Source organism: Thermococcus marinus (genome assembly GCF_055389025.1).
Window position 1 is genome coordinate 1899224 of sequence record NZ_AP042417.1, and the last position, 13423, is coordinate 1912646.

At 46.7% G+C, this 13423-nt stretch carries 16 protein-coding genes and 1 pseudogene; 9 read left to right on the forward strand and 8 right to left on the reverse strand.

Annotation, left to right across the window (positions count from 1 at the left end; translation table 11 throughout):
* Nucleotides 1–14 precede the first annotated feature (14 nt).
* From ACZ5ER_RS10570 to ACZ5ER_RS10595, 6 genes are all read left to right on the forward strand, one after another.
* Complete coding sequence (locus ACZ5ER_RS10570) at nucleotides 15–686, forward strand: hypothetical protein (protein WP_464934428.1); 672 nt, start codon at nucleotides 15–17, stop codon at nucleotides 684–686.
* Between the two features lie 9 nt (nucleotides 687–695).
* On the forward strand, nucleotides 696–1232 hold the full coding sequence (locus ACZ5ER_RS10575; RefSeq protein WP_464934429.1) for a GNAT family N-acetyltransferase: 537 nt from the start codon (nucleotides 696–698) through the stop codon (nucleotides 1230–1232).
* Complete coding sequence (locus ACZ5ER_RS10580; RefSeq protein WP_464934430.1) at nucleotides 1225–1992, forward strand: M1 aminopeptidase family protein; 768 nt, start codon at nucleotides 1225–1227, stop codon at nucleotides 1990–1992. The genes ACZ5ER_RS10575 and ACZ5ER_RS10580 overlap by 8 nt, the downstream gene beginning before the upstream one ends.
* A gap of 126 nt (nucleotides 1993–2118) precedes the next feature.
* Nucleotides 2119–2370 (forward strand): hypothetical protein, encoded by a 252-nt coding sequence (locus ACZ5ER_RS10585; protein WP_464934431.1) that lies wholly within the window; start codon nucleotides 2119–2121, stop codon nucleotides 2368–2370.
* 392 nt (nucleotides 2371–2762) lie between these two features.
* Nucleotides 2763–3410, forward strand: coding sequence for a tetratricopeptide repeat protein (locus ACZ5ER_RS10590; RefSeq protein WP_464934432.1), 648 nt, complete (start codon nucleotides 2763–2765; stop codon nucleotides 3408–3410).
* 122 nt (nucleotides 3411–3532) lie between these two features.
* Complete coding sequence (locus ACZ5ER_RS10595) at nucleotides 3533–3805, forward strand: class I SAM-dependent methyltransferase (RefSeq protein ID WP_050003847.1); 273 nt, start codon at nucleotides 3533–3535, stop codon at nucleotides 3803–3805.
* A 344-nt stretch (nucleotides 3806–4149) separates the two neighbouring features.
* Here ACZ5ER_RS10595 and ACZ5ER_RS10600 read toward each other — a convergent pair whose 3' ends face one another.
* From ACZ5ER_RS10600 to ACZ5ER_RS10635, 8 genes and pseudogenes are all read right to left on the reverse strand, one after another.
* Nucleotides 4150–4362 carry a hypothetical protein gene (locus ACZ5ER_RS10600; protein ID WP_464934433.1) on the reverse strand — a complete coding sequence of 71 codons (213 nt, stop codon included), beginning with the start codon at nucleotides 4360–4362 and terminating at the stop codon, nucleotides 4150–4152.
* Nucleotides 4359–4856: a hypothetical protein gene (locus ACZ5ER_RS10605; RefSeq protein WP_464934434.1), complete on the reverse strand. Its 498-nt coding sequence runs from the start codon at nucleotides 4854–4856 to the stop codon at nucleotides 4359–4361. The genes ACZ5ER_RS10600 and ACZ5ER_RS10605 overlap by 4 nt, the downstream gene beginning before the upstream one ends.
* A gap of 10 nt (nucleotides 4857–4866) precedes the next feature.
* A complete protein-coding gene (locus tag ACZ5ER_RS10610; protein WP_464934435.1) occupies nucleotides 4867–5310 on the reverse strand; it encodes an ArsR family transcriptional regulator in 444 nt (147 codons plus the stop codon).
* Between the two features lie 101 nt (nucleotides 5311–5411).
* Entirely contained in the window at nucleotides 5412–7124 is a 1713-nt protein-coding gene (locus tag ACZ5ER_RS10615; protein ID WP_464934436.1) for a hypothetical protein, read from the reverse strand.
* Complete coding sequence (locus ACZ5ER_RS10620; protein ID WP_464934437.1) at nucleotides 7121–8110, reverse strand: hypothetical protein; 990 nt, start codon at nucleotides 8108–8110, stop codon at nucleotides 7121–7123. The genes ACZ5ER_RS10615 and ACZ5ER_RS10620 overlap by 4 nt, the downstream gene beginning before the upstream one ends.
* 66 nt (nucleotides 8111–8176) lie before the next feature.
* Nucleotides 8177–8618: pseudogene (locus tag ACZ5ER_RS10625) on the reverse strand (hypothetical protein).
* A 313-nt stretch (nucleotides 8619–8931) separates the two neighbouring features.
* A complete protein-coding gene (locus tag ACZ5ER_RS10630) occupies nucleotides 8932–9432 on the reverse strand; it encodes a hypothetical protein (protein WP_464935211.1) in 501 nt (166 codons plus the stop codon).
* Nucleotides 9433–9733: 301 nt separating this feature from the next.
* Nucleotides 9734–10327, reverse strand: a complete 594-nt coding sequence (locus tag ACZ5ER_RS10635; protein ID WP_464934438.1) for a class I SAM-dependent methyltransferase — start codon at nucleotides 10325–10327, stop codon at nucleotides 9734–9736.
* A 61-nt stretch (nucleotides 10328–10388) separates the two neighbouring features.
* Here ACZ5ER_RS10635 and ACZ5ER_RS10640 point away from each other — a divergent pair, with 61 nt between their 5' ends.
* The 3 genes from ACZ5ER_RS10640 to ACZ5ER_RS10650 all read left to right on the forward strand — a co-directional run bounded on the left by ACZ5ER_RS10640 (nucleotide 10389) and on the right by ACZ5ER_RS10650 (nucleotide 13353).
* Nucleotides 10389–11561, forward strand: coding sequence for an MFS transporter (locus ACZ5ER_RS10640; RefSeq protein WP_464934439.1), 1173 nt, complete (start codon nucleotides 10389–10391; stop codon nucleotides 11559–11561).
* A 154-nt stretch (nucleotides 11562–11715) separates the two neighbouring features.
* Nucleotides 11716–12807, forward strand: coding sequence for a hypothetical protein (locus tag ACZ5ER_RS10645; protein WP_464934440.1), 1092 nt, complete (start codon nucleotides 11716–11718; stop codon nucleotides 12805–12807).
* Nucleotides 12808–12819: 12 nt separating this feature from the next.
* The gene (locus tag ACZ5ER_RS10650) at nucleotides 12820–13353 is read left to right on the forward strand and encodes a hypothetical protein (RefSeq protein ID WP_464934441.1); all 534 of its coding nucleotides are present in this window, start codon (nucleotides 12820–12822) and stop codon (nucleotides 13351–13353) included.
* The last annotated feature ends 70 nt before the right edge of the window (nucleotides 13354–13423 follow it).

Here is a 13423-nt window from a genome sequence, read left to right on the forward strand (position 1 = left end):
GAGGGGGACTGAAGATGAGCGAGAACACCCGAAAACTCCTCCTCTTTGCTCTCGTGTGGTTCCTTTTTGTTAACTGGGGCGTTGAGCTGATGGTCGGAACGGCCATCATGATAACTACCTGTTCGTGGTTTTCGAAAACAGCAGAGGTTTACCTTGCCAGGGTGTGGGTGATAAACTTTTTCAAAATCACAGCAATTCTCCTAACACTCAGATGGCTCGGACTCAGCCTCAATGACTTGGCGAGCGGAAAATTTGGGAGAAGAGAGCTGGCTTACTCAATTGCCGTGGTTTTACTGTTTTTTGCTGTTGAAGTGGTGTATTTGGGTGAAAACTATTCTCCCCAAATCCTCCGGGAGTATAATCACTACCTCCGCATATCTCCAAACGAATCGCTGGCTCTCCTCTCACTGGTCTCCGAGTATGTGTATTACTTCCTTGAAATCCTTGGCGTCAACCTTCTGTTCGCTGGGGGGCTGAAGCTGGGGGGTGAAAGGCCTGCCCTTCTCTTACCAGCCTTCGTTTGGGGCTTGGCCCACGTGATTAACGTTCTCTTCAACCCACTAATCACAGCATTCCTCAATGGAGTTTACATGATGACATTTGCCCTCCTAACATACAGTTTAGTGTTGAAAACGAGAAGCCTCAAAGTCCCGATTTTCGTATGGTTACTTACAATGGCTCTGTGAGGTGGTACCATGCGCCCTGTAGTCCTGAAGGGTGAAAAGGTTTCGCTCGCGATTTTTCTCAAGGAAGACCTCAGCAAAAGCTGGGAGTGGTACAACGACAGGAGCACGATTAGAAACTTCTTCAACTCAGCTTACTTTACCCCGCCCGAGGAAGAGGAGGAGTTCTACGGGGAACTGAAAAAGAACAAAGAGCGGGCGCCTGTCTTCGCAGTTATTAGAAACGATGGAACGTCCGTAGGCGTCGCGGGCTTCAACTGGATTAACTGGATCGCGAGGTGGGGAGAGGTATTCTATTACATCGCACCGGACGAGAGGGGCAAGGGCTATGGAACCGAGACTGTGGAGCTCCTCTGCCAATACGCCTTCACCCATCTCAACCTGCGCAAGGTCTGGGCAAAGGTTCATGAGGACAATCTACCGTCAATCCGCGTCCTCGAAAAGAACGGCTTCTCACTGAGCGGTCGGTTCAGGGAGCACGTCTGGAGCGACGGGAGGTACTTAGACGAGCTGATTTACGAGAAGTTCAGAAGGGATGAAAATGATTGAGCACTTGGAACTCCATCTAAACCTCGACTTCGAGAGGGGAGCGCTGGAAGGGAAGGCAAAGTTAAAGCTGGCCGGAAAAGCGGAAACCCTCCTCCTCAACAGAGGCCTGAAAGTGGGCTCCGCGAGCGTCCCGTTTTCATGGCGCTTGGAGGGTCTGAGGGGCTTTGATGCCTTTAAGACCAGCGTCGTTTGGCTTGAGAATCCTCTCAAGGAAGTCGAGCTTAGCTATTCGGGAAGGCTTGAGAGCTATGAAAGCGCCCTCCCCTACCTCAAGGACTCCATAAGCCGGGAATACACCCTACTCAGAACGGACTCGCTCTTTTATCCAATCCCGTCGGAGCCAGACTTTGAAAGCCTCATCAAGTCCGTCGTCGGCTCCGAATTTAACGCGGAAATAACGGTCGAGGGCGTTCCGGAAGGGTTAGTGGTGGCGTTTGGCGGAGAAATCAGGGGAAACCGGCTGAGAATCGAGGGCACAAAAAGGCTCGACATCGCCATAGCGCCCTTCACAGTGATTGAAAAGGAGCCCTTCAGGCTCTTCGTTCTGGGCGAGGAAGGAATTGAAAGGACGCTCAAACTGCTTGAAAAGGCCTATGGGTTCTACTCGGCCATCTTAGGGCACAGAGCGGGAAAGTTCACCGTCATCGAGACACCGGAGAACTACGGCGGGCAGGCCGGGAAGGGCTACGCGCTCGTCTCCGGAAGCTCGCTCAGGGCCGAAATCCCCGCTAACATCTACCACGAGCTCGCCCACCTCTGAAACCCGAGGGCGACGCCCGAGGCGCATCTAAGCAGGTTCTTCGATGAGGCCTTCGCCAACTACCTGGCGGCGCTGGCGATTAGGGGGATACACGGCGAGGAAGCGTTCAACCACTTCATCGAAGGCTTGAGAAGGAACTACGAGACTCTCATCAGAAGGTTCCCCTACGCGGAGAGGCTTAAGCCCTCTGAGTGGGGAGGGCTCGGCCTCTGGGAGCTTTCATACACAAAGGGCGCCCTGATTCTTCACGAACTCCACAAGAGGACTGGAGATGACTTCTATGAGATTCTGAAAAGGCTCGTTGAGGCCGAGAGCGTGGACTTCGAAAGGTTCAGAGAGATAGTCAGAGACGTGGCGGGGATTGAAATCAGTGTGTAACTCCCCCAAAGCTTCCACGAGTGCTGGTCCCAAATGAAAAAGACGTGTAAGGCACGGGGGTAAGTGTAGTCTATTTGGCTTTTATTTATTTGGTTTAATATGTACCCTTATTTATTATTTTAAAGGGAGTTAAAGGAAGATATAATAATTCCGTAGGTTTTAGAGGAGCTTGGTAAGAGTGACTCCGTCTTGTTTGGAACACTATTTTTTAAAAGACAAAAAATTAAAGTTTAAGAGGATAAAATATTTAAAATTTCTATGCACAAGCTGTTAAGATGAGCTATCTTCAAATCTCCGACCACACCTTTGAACCAACGTCCTCCCTGTCCTGAAAGGAGGGAGTATCCAAAAAAGGAAAAACAAGACGTGATAGTAAGAGGAGATGATGGATAATGAACAAGGCTAATGATATTTTAAAACGTATTGAAAACATCTTGTGGTCTATTGAAGTCAAGGGAGACCTTTTGAAAGCAAGAGAAAAATACATGGAAGTGCTTGGGGAAATAAAAGAGCTCCCAGAAAGTGAAGAGAAATTTAAGCTTATGTCATTTTGTCTGATGCGAATTGCGAATGTGGAAAATGCATTGGGAAACATTGAGGATGCAGAAGAGTTTGCAAAAGAGGCACTTAAATATGCTGCTAGGTCCGGAGAAAAAGTAAGTCAGGGACGAGTATTACTTGTTCTTAGTTCAATCCTCAATACAAAGCAGAAATTTGAAGAAGCCCTAACTTATGTCCAAAAAGCCAAACTTCTATTCAAAGAATCATATAAGGAGGTGCCGGAATTCGATGCTATACAAGGTTACGGATGGGCGCTTCTTCTGGAAGGGAGTATTCTTTTGAATATGGGGAAAATCCAAAAAGCTGAAGGCGCGGCAAAAGAAGCTTTGAAAGTTCTAGAAGGCATTAACAATATCCCCGGGATTATTAATGCATATGAAGTTCTCGCTAGGGTATATGATAAGGTAGGTAAGCTAGAAGAAAAACGAAGAACTGAAGAAGAAATCAAGAGGCTGAAAGAAAATCTGGATGGGGGCTAAATGTTTAGATATCTTGGGGAAGGCACTGATATGTACTACAAAGCCCTTCCTAATACATAGGATGCAACTACTGAAATTGGAGAGAAGAGGATTATAAAGCCAAAAGAAGTCTTAAGGGATATTTGCCTATAAAAGGAGAAAAAGCTCCGGATGTTGGCTGTGGCACAGGAATTTCGACGTTTGCATTAGAGGAACTCGGCTTTGATATTGTTGGAATAGATATTAGAGAAGAGGCAATTCAAAAAGCCAAGGAAATTGCAAAGAGAAGAAGATCAAAGGCGAAGTTTTACTTTATGGATGCCAAAAGATTGGAATTTGAGCATGAAAGTTTTGATCTTGTAGCTTTATTGGTTCTCCCCTGCCACATTTTAGTGTTTATGAGTTTGACGAAATAATTAAGGAAGCCTACCGAGTCTTAAAGCCAGGAGGAGTGCTTGTAGTTGAATACGCAGATATGGTAAAAGGACTTTATAACTGGCACAGAGATGTTTTTGTAGAAGGTTCGCTGATCTCTATTCACAAGAGCTTTAAGTTTATTGAAAGTTTGGAAGAAAGGTTTTTCGTAGATTTGGACAACGGGACAACTTTTAGTGTCAAGTTTTACACCTGGTCTCCGTGGATTGTGGAGTTTACTTTAAGAAAAGCTGGCTTTAAAGTGGAGAGTCATTACATAATTACATAAATGAGAGGATGGTTGTAACAGCAGGGATAAAATCGTAATTTAGATGGGGAGTATGGCTCATGTCTTTCTCCGCAGAAGCTCCCTCCAGTCTACATCCGGCGAGAACTCCTCGATCAGGACTTCAACGACATCATCAGGGAGACCTTCCTTTTCCAGAGCCTTCCTGAAGGCCCTCTTCCCGCGGTTTAAAATCCGAAATAGCCCGGCGATGTGGAACATAATCCTGGGCAGATAATAGAAGAAAAATCGGAGAAAGGGCAGAACCCTCACTCTTCTTCCTCCAGCTCCTCCTCTTCCTCAACAACTGGCTTTCCCTTCGGCCCCCCTGCCATGTTTATTACCATGTGTTTAGACCCGCCGCCCTTTATGAGGCCCGCGAATGTCTCCGCGATGGTCTTGGCGACGTTTATGCTGGCCATGTACTCCTTGGTGAGCTCAAGGGCCGCCTCCTTGTCCATCCCAGCCTCCACGAGGTTCTTGTAGAAGTCGGCCACGCTCTTGCCCATGGCAGCCATCTTCTCAGGGTTGTAGAGCTCGGCCAGGAGGTCCTTTATCGGGCCGATGATGTCCTCCATCATCGGGCCTATCTTGTCCATCAGCTGGGCGGCCTTGTCGATGTCCCTGTCGCCCTCGACGGCCTCTATGAGGTCTTCCAGTACCTCTACCTTCTTCTGAAGGGCTTCAAGCTCCTCCGGAGTCTTGGCGTTCTTCATCTCCTCAAGGAGTTCCTCCATCATTTTCTCAATCTTCTCAGTGTCAACCATATCAACCACCTCAATAATCTTTAGCCTGCTCAAACCTAATCGGCATTCCGATCAAATCTAACCACTTCTTGACCACGTCGCGGGAGAGCGCATAGACCTTTCCCCTGTCATCACTTGGGATTTCCCTGACAACGCCAAGCTCCTTCAGCTCTTCCAGCTTGGCCCGCACCGTGTTCCGCGAGGCCTTTCCGCGCCTCCCCTTGAGCTCCCGGGTTATCTGGCTCACGTTAGCCCTCTTGAGGTCGAAAAGCACCTTGACTATCTCCCTCGCTATCGGGTCGTGCTTTATCTCGGGGATAACAACGTCCACACTAAGGCCCCCGTACTCGGCATAGATGTTGAGAAGCCGAAGATAGGACTGGGCCATCTGAGAGACCAGCTCAAAGCTGGCCTTCATCGCATCGAGGGCCTTTCTGAGCTCCTGGACTTCCCTGGCTAGGTCTTCTTCAGGCATGGTTAATAGTTGGGTGCTCAATCCTTTAGTCTTTCCGGTCAGGGGTGAGCAGAAAAAACTCTCGGATCAACTCTGCAGTGAAGTAAACCTGCAGAGTTGTGCTATCTGAAGAGCCTTTTCCTCAAAGTCAGGGCTAAGGCAATTATCAGCAAACTTCCAGGTCCACAGATGCTTTTACTCTGCTTTGTAGAGCTGGTGCTCTCTAACTTGTCATATTTATTTGGAATTGAGGGCCTATTCTTTTCCCAAGTCCCGTTTTGGAGGCTCAGAGCTATTAGTCCATATGCATAGCCGTCAAAGCTTCCCGAACCGTCGCTGAGTCCCTTATTTTTTAGGTACCCTATCCCCTTCTGAAAGCCCTCGTACTCTGTCTCATTGAATGCGTAAAGCCATATTAGGGCTATGGCAGTTGAGTAAACATCGTTATTCCACGAGGAATCAAAAAGGCTCTGAGAGAAATTATTTGAATAACACTTCTCACTCACTCTCAGTTCCGGTACTTTATTACATTTAGGATCAGGATATATAATGAACATGGAATCTATTGCGCTCACTTTAATTAATAAGGTCGGGCCGGCTCTGGCATTTTTTGCGTGCACTTTTATCGTCAAATTGTCATTACTGGGAAAGTTGAATCCATAGTAAATGTGAAACCTTCCTTCATAGCTAGCGTTCAATGTAACATTTAAAACACTGACCGGGGTGAGATTAACCACTACAAATGATGGTCCCCTGTTTTTATAACCTTCAACATCGACATACACAATTCTCCCGGGAGTCAGCTGACTCTCTTTTATTGCTTCGATGATCTTTTCAGTTGCATTGTTTCTGAACAATAACCCTTCTTCCTTTAAGTATAGTAGGGGCAATGCTAGGCTCTCATAGGGATCCCGATAGTCGAACTCATTCGCGGGGAAACCCAAGTCCTCTCTTCCAAACCATTTTAATGGTAAGTTGGGGCAGTAAACAGTGATTTTTCCGGGTTTTACCTTCTCTGTCGAGAAATTGGAAACCTCGAGACAGCAAAGGTGAAGCGGATGGATGAAAAGTGTGTCCATAGTTAAATAATCCTTGAGGAATTCAATTTCTTCCTGAACGTTGTAACCCAGCCTGTGAAGAAGTGCTGTTGCGTAAGCCGTTGTGACTATCCCTGGAAGTTCAACACAGACACTTCCTCCATCCCTACCACCTCTACACACTTCTGTCAGCCAATATCTCCCTCTCGTAACATTTTTTGGAAGTGCGATGTCACAGGGGAACTCTATCCAGTTTTCGGTATAACACGTTGGGATAAATTCTGTGACGTTTGGATAAAACGGTCCCTCTTTTACTGTCCGAAGCAGATAGTTTACACCCTTTTGAATGACCTCAGAATCTGTGTTCTCACCAGCATCGAGGAGCGCTAAGAGTGCCAACGCAGTTGAACCAGCTCTGGACATTTCACAATAATAGGATGTCATGCCATCAACGCTCCAGGGGTAATATATGGTTTCCTGCAGAGGGATAGGGGGAAAGGATCCGTCTTCTCTTTGCAGACTTTTTATTCTCTCCTTGAGCTTTTCGAGCTCTTCTTCGCTATAGCCACTCCTTGCAAGGGCTATCGTCTGAATGTATAGGTAGTAAATCTCTAGAGAGTGACCATCACAGGTATACACAAAGTTTGGGAACATACTATGGTTTGGAAAAGTACCGTTAACGCTTTTCCCTGCTTTAATAACCATCTCAGGGTAACTGCCAAACTGTGCGTTAATGGGCGTAAGAACGGCAATCAAGAGCATGGGGATAATGAAAAACGAGAATTTTCTGCAGTTCATATTCTTTCAACTCCGTCCTTCTCTGCTAAACTTCTATAGTTGTAGAGTATTATTCCATCAAACATGTAAAGTGTTTCGTCAATAACGGTCTGCAAGTCTGATGTCCAATAGTTTGGTTTTTCTACACTCATTAAAAAATACAGACTTTTGTCTGTGCCTGATGTCGAATATCCATTATATGAAGACCCATTCCTTGCCATACTGACCATGTCTCTGACATACTCGACCGTGGGGGCGTAGTACATTAACATTGCGACTCCGCCTTTTAGATATTTTGTTAATCCCTTGGAGTCGTCATAAGCCTGTCCAATGTTCCACGCCTTTATACAATTGTAATTTTTATGATCTCTAGGAGTGTGAACTACTCCCAAGAAATTCTCATTGTTTATTGGTATAGTACGTGACATATACGAGACTAAAATCCCGGTAGCTTCAGTGACATTTGTTATGTGATTTTCCCATGTTACAGGGGCACAGTTTGGACAAAATTCTGTGTAGCTGTTTTCTCCACTTTTTCTGTTAGGGTATCTCACGAAATCAAACAAAACCATGGTGTTTTTGTCTACATAGTTCCGAAGATTGTCAATTATTGATTTGTACGTGAAGTTAAATGATAGTCCATATTTCTTGAGTTTATAGGGATTAATCCACCCATCTAAAAATTCGGGAGTGGGAGAATACCTCCGGGGAATGCATACGGGGGATTTTTCATTAAAAAACTCTTTTCCGAAGCAATTAAACACGATTCCGTGTTTTAGAGTGGAATCCTGTATCTCCTTGAAGTATCCTGGAGAGCCATCTTTAAGTCTGAAAAACCCATAGGTGCCAGAAAAACCCCTGTTATACAAAACAAAAGCTCCGTCAACCCCCCATTCTTCAAGATCCCTTCTTACTTCATTGGGTTTCTTTTCTGGAGAATCTTTCTCATGTACACCCAATGTTATGACAACATAAACTGGCTTGTCGTCAGGTATCCTTAGTCCCATTTACGTCACCTACTGATTAGTTATATTCTATTTCTTTTAATTTTTTTGTTAAGCTAACTGATACTGTCAGGATAAGCTGGGCATCACCTCCTGAAGCCATTCAGTAACATCACCCGGCGGCCACCGAACCGAGAATGATGCCGGCAAAATTATACCAGGAGGCAAAGGGGAAAACAAGCCTGTGAGTTTTTCTCCAATCCTTACTCCTGAAATTATTCCAGAATCGCTTCGTCCGCTCCTTAACGGTCCTAAACTTCCTGCTTTCAACGTCAATTGCCGCCCAGGGGAACCTCTTCCCCGTTGATTTTTATTACCGTCTCATCAACTGCGATGAACTTCCTCTGTTTTTTGACTGCGAGGAGTTTGGCTTGTAAATTGTTTTTGCGAGTTTTTGGACTGTCTCCCAGAGTCTCGTGTGACTGATTCCGAGGATTCCCCCTACTTGCCTGTAACTGAGAAAAGGTTTTAAGGCTGAGACCACCCAGGAAATAACGGTTTCAGCCCTCATCGTTTACCCCTTCTTTTTCTGAAGTATTGTCAGTAACTTAAACCTAACGCTTCACTGCTTATCCTGACAGTATCAGCTAACTCTTAGTTATTGATAAATATTAAAGTTAAGAATATAGATCTTTCCGAAATATGAGGAGCATCTTAAATGTCCTTAGTGTATTGAGGGCATTGCACTAATCGTGGATTACTAAGTTGCATTTGCATCTACTGGGCATGAGATTGAATGCCGTGGTAAGTCTAAGCCAGCTGGAAACCAGGACGAAGCTCCAGTCAGGGGTGAGCACTTTTTGAAGAAAAGAGAATTAGGGAATCTACCATGAGAGGCTTTCCGTCAGGTTGAGCAGCCGCTCGGTCTGAGTTTCAGTTAAGTTACCCTTTCCCAGTGCATCGTACACCTGAAAAATTGCCTCGCCAAGTTCTTCAAAGAGGTCTGCATTCCTCTCGATGTCCTCCCAGGAGTACTGGTTTCTCACATGGTTGAAGAAGTCGGCGAGGTTTGTAGAAGCGACGTGAACGTCCCAGTAGATCTTCTCTCCGGTAGCATCATAGAGGGACGCTGAGGCTTCACTGAGCATGAGGGCGCAGAAGGTGTAACGGCTCACCCTCTCTCTAATTACAGAGTCGCTCACGTTGTTCTCGACCATAGTCACGAGGGCGTCCATATCCGTGAGGCAGAAGAGGGCAACGTTCGAAACAGAAAGAAGGCCGCTTTTGGCGTCTTCTGCCTCGGTGCTCTTCTGGTGGTATGCGTAGCCAAAGGAGCCCGAAACGATTAAGAGCAGGACAAGTATCAGGGATGTGACATGTTTCATTAACACCACCGGGTGTAATTGCGAAGACTCTTTAAAAGGTTTCTCAGTTACAGAGACACCCACGATACGGGGCTCCACCAATTCAAAACAATATCTGTTCCCTTTTGACCGGTTGTTAGTTCTACTTTGAGCACACTACTATTAACTGGTGATGCCAATGTTTGACTGCGAGTGTTTGAAGTTCTGGAAGAAAGTGAGCCGTGACAGCCCGGGGATTGTGAGGGAGTGGACGCTCAAGGATGCCGTGGATTTCAGAAACAGAGCCATTTGAACGCCTTTTAATTGAAAAATGCATGGGCCATCAGGTGGCCCTTTTCATCTCCCCAACCCACACGTAGCGGTTGACCCTTTGGAACCGGCACTCCAGCCCCAGCTTCGTGCAGATTTTTCTCAGCGCATCAACCGTGGCAAAGTACTCGTCCTCTATCTCCTCGGTTATGCCGTCCATCTCGCCGATGCGCCTTTTTTCCTCCTCCGACTCGAACATCACATCCGCTATTATGATTCTCCCGCCAGGTTTCAGAACCCGAAGCATCTCCTTTATCGCGTCTTCCTTCTCTTCATCGGGCACGTGGTGGAACGCGTAGGTCGTTATCACGGTGTCGACCCTCCCATCGGGCAGAGGGATTGCTAGGAAGTGGCCGTTCAGAGGCTCAAAGCCGTGCTTCCCCAAAAACTTCGCCCTCATGCCGGCTGAAGGCTCAACGCCGATGTACTCTTCGCACTTAGCAAACTCCAGAATATTCCCGGTACCGCAGCCTATATCAACCACAACGCCCTTCGCCTTCTCCGCAACGAGCCTGAGAACCTCCTCATAACCCCTGTGTATCCAGTCGTCTGCTTTCACGTCCTCGTCGTAGCTCTCGGCCCAGCCGTCGAAGTCCCACTTCTCCATCCTGAACGCCGCATGAAATTTGCTTCATAATTCTTTTAAACTCTTCTCAGAATTTGCTCTCATGAAACAAGCCCTCTACCGCTTGCACGTCCTCACATCATCCCTTAGAATCGTTGGGGACGCCATCGAGAGCGTCGCCCTACCCTGGAGCCTGCTGGATACCACCGGCTCGCTACTGAGCATCGGCGGCTTTGCGCTCTTCACCCACCTACCGTGGGTCCTCCTCCCCCCACTCCTCGGCAGGACTCTCGACAGGACGACCAAAAAAGTGAGGCTCGCCTTTCTCGCGCTCATCCTTCAGGCCCTACTGGCGGTTCTTATCGTGCCGCTGTCCTCCAACATCTGGGCGTTCTACCTCATCGTCTCGGGAATCTCTGCCCTCGACATACTGCACCGCTACTGCGGGTTTTCGCTGGTAGCGTCGATGACCCTTGACGAGAGTGAGCTTCAGGGACTGAACGCGACGCTGGCAACTGTAGGGAACGGTGTCTCACTCGTGGCGTTTCCGCTGGCCGGATTTTTAGCGTATCGCTTCGGAATAAGGGCAATGTTCCTCGACGCGGTTCTCCTTTTCATAGGGGCACTCACGCTCCTCCCCTACCTGAACGTCGAGGTGAGAAGAGAAAAGAGCGAGGGAATTCAGCTAGAGAAACCGGACAATAGGACAATCACTGACAAACGGCTCGTTCTCGGAGTCATTGCCTCCGTGCTCATCTTCAACTTTGCGGTGAGTTCCTTCAGGGTCTTCGTTTTTGCTTCCCTGAGGGAGCTGGGTAACGGAGAGTTCATCTACGGTCTCCTGCAGTCGCTCACAACCGTTGGAAGCCTCGCTGCCGTCGCGCTCTTGGCCCTTTTTGCAGAGAGGAGGGAAATCGGCCTCAGGAGGCCCCTGATAATTGGAATGCTCCTCCAGAGCACCGCGCTCCTCATCGTCGGCGTTCCTGCGGTGGTAGCGCTCTTTCCGGCGGGTTTCATCATTGGTTTCGGCTGGGAGCTCCTCAACGTCTCGTTCGACAGCCTGATGCAGAAGTTCATCCCCCTTGAGAGCCTCGGAACCGTCAGGGGCATCTTTGACGCCCTCGCGACGCTGGTGATTCCGCTGTCCCAGCTGACCTTTGCGTGGCTGGTCGAGAATGGAATAGCGATTTTAATGGCCTCACTCCTCGCGGCCGGAGTGGCATGTGTGGGGATAGCTCTGTTTTATGTAGTTGTCTACATGATCCGAATGAGATAACTCCGAATTGTTGAATAATCACCAGTCTTTAGCTTACTCTTCAAAGTTACACTACTTTAATCTCAGCTATTTTTAGAAACGCAGGGTATTGCTAGTTACTCTTTTTTTTTGAGTGATTTTACGTATATAAAGTAGAAATATTTAAATAGCTTGAATGTACACAATATTACGAAAAACCTCTATGGTGATGCCAATGCGATGGAAGTTGTTAAGTGTTTTGTTACTTAGTTTGCTGATTTTGAGTTCTTTTGGAAGTGCGGCAGCAAATGAAAAGAAAGGACAACAATACAAAGTTTTGAAAATTCTGGAGTACAAAGGGAATAGATACTCAATCCCATATGGGACATATATAATCCATGAAAACGGAAGAACATTAATATACAATAAGGCACATAAATTGATCGTGAGTGTAGACGATTATAATGTCCAAAGAATACATATTCCTACGAGAGGAGAAGTTCCGGTAACTCATGTATACCAAGTGCCTTCAGGAGCGCATATACGCCACAAAACAGGGACGATAGAAGTGATCTATAACGGAGAGACCATTTTGACTATTATAAATAAAAACAAACAAAAAACACTAAAAAATGGGAATCAGGTATTAGTACCCGACTTCAATGGATGGATAGAGCAAGCTAATGACTGGTCGGTATCCGAGATCACATACTTCTCTGCATATTGGGACGTCCCTAGCTCACCGTCTACTACATCAAGCGTTATCTTCCTGTTCCCCGCAATAGAGCCTAGCGATGGGAGTGCCATTATACAGCCAGTGCTGGAGTGGAACAGAAGGGGAGCACCAAAATGGACAATTGCTTCTTGGTATGGTAGCAATGGGGATTACTTCTATAGCACCCCAATAGATGTGACTGTTGGCGATACAATTCATGGAATAATGGACTGGCATGAAAACCTTGCGATGTGGTCGATTGAGACAATGTGGTCGATTGAGACATGTGATGAAACAACAAGCAAATGTACAACCCTCTACACAGACATATTTGGTCCATTTGGAGATGCTGTGTTCGTAGCCTTGGAAGGATATTATATTACAGATAAAAAAGACCTCCCCGGGGATACATATTTTTACAGAATACAGACTTATAACTCCAATGGAGAGTTTTACCCAGATTGGAAACCCGTAGTAGATCAAACAGCTCAACAAGTTGTGGGTGGTGGTCTTGATGTGGAGATACATTACTACTACGGCGAAACGGGTATACGGCTTTTGACTCCGAATTAAGGGGGGATACCCATGAAGAAGTCTAATGCTCTCGTACTTTTACTTTTGTTATTTTTAGCGGTTATTGGGGTGGCAATAGTAGGCAGAAACTTGTCTATGCCCGAAAAGACTTCAAATGATAACACATCAATGCAAAAATGCATGCACCCGGCGTATGGAGAGTTCAATACCAAGTTAATTAAACTGAGCAAAAGGAAGATTGTCGTTCACGCGGGAGAGCAAGCCGAGGTAAAAGGGAACATCACCGGAAAGGAGTACCAAGTAGGAGAGGCCACATGCTACTACGACGGGAACTTGACGCTGAAGGTGTACCTCGGTCCGAAGACTCCAAAGGACTCGTGGAGCTACATGGCTGGAAAACTCTCGAAGGTTGAAGGGTTGACCGTCAAAATTACCCCACAGAAGTTCTGGTTAAAGCCCAACGAAACTTTGGAGTTTCAGGTTGGGATAGCACCTCAAAAAGCAGGGACCTATTATCTCTACATAGTTGCCTTTGGAGAGAAAGGCTGGAAGAGCTGGGATGTGATTGAAGTTGAGGTAAGTTAAAATTGGCAATATTAACATCACCACTCGTAATGACGAAAGAACCTTAAAAGGTTTCTCCAACCCTCTCATG

Excerpts from the sequence above, each read along its gene's own strand:
- ACZ5ER_RS10570 (WP_464934428.1), top strand. The coding sequence starts at position 15 with ATGAGCGAGAACACCCGAAAACTCCTCCTCTTTGCTCTCGTGTGGTTC.
- ACZ5ER_RS10575 (WP_464934429.1), top strand. The coding sequence starts at position 696 with ATGCGCCCTGTAGTCCTGAAGGGTGAAAAGGTTTCGCTCGCGATTTTT.
- ACZ5ER_RS10580 (WP_464934430.1), top strand. The coding sequence starts at position 1,225 with ATGATTGAGCACTTGGAACTCCATCTAAACCTCGACTTCGAGAGGGGA.
- ACZ5ER_RS10590 (WP_464934432.1), top strand. The coding sequence starts at position 2,763 with ATGAACAAGGCTAATGATATTTTAAAACGTATTGAAAACATCTTGTGG.
- ACZ5ER_RS10605 (WP_464934434.1), bottom strand. The coding sequence starts at position 4,856 with ATGGTTGACACTGAGAAGATTGAGAAAATGATGGAGGAACTCCTTGAG.
- ACZ5ER_RS10610 (WP_464934435.1), bottom strand. The coding sequence starts at position 5,310 with ATGCCTGAAGAAGACCTAGCCAGGGAAGTCCAGGAGCTCAGAAAGGCC.
- ACZ5ER_RS10615 (WP_464934436.1), bottom strand. The coding sequence starts at position 7,124 with ATGAACTGCAGAAAATTCTCGTTTTTCATTATCCCCATGCTCTTGATT.
- ACZ5ER_RS10620 (WP_464934437.1), bottom strand. The coding sequence starts at position 8,110 with ATGGGACTAAGGATACCTGACGACAAGCCAGTTTATGTTGTCATAACA.
- ACZ5ER_RS10630 (WP_464935211.1), bottom strand. The coding sequence starts at position 9,432 with ATGAAACATGTCACATCCCTGATACTTGTCCTGCTCTTAATCGTTTCG.
- ACZ5ER_RS10635 (WP_464934438.1), bottom strand. The coding sequence starts at position 10,327 with ATGGAGAAGTGGGACTTCGACGGCTGGGCCGAGAGCTACGACGAGGAC.
- ACZ5ER_RS10640 (WP_464934439.1), top strand. The coding sequence starts at position 10,389 with ATGAAACAAGCCCTCTACCGCTTGCACGTCCTCACATCATCCCTTAGA.
- ACZ5ER_RS10645 (WP_464934440.1), top strand. The coding sequence starts at position 11,716 with ATGTACACAATATTACGAAAAACCTCTATGGTGATGCCAATGCGATGG.
- ACZ5ER_RS10650 (WP_464934441.1), top strand. The coding sequence starts at position 12,820 with ATGAAGAAGTCTAATGCTCTCGTACTTTTACTTTTGTTATTTTTAGCG.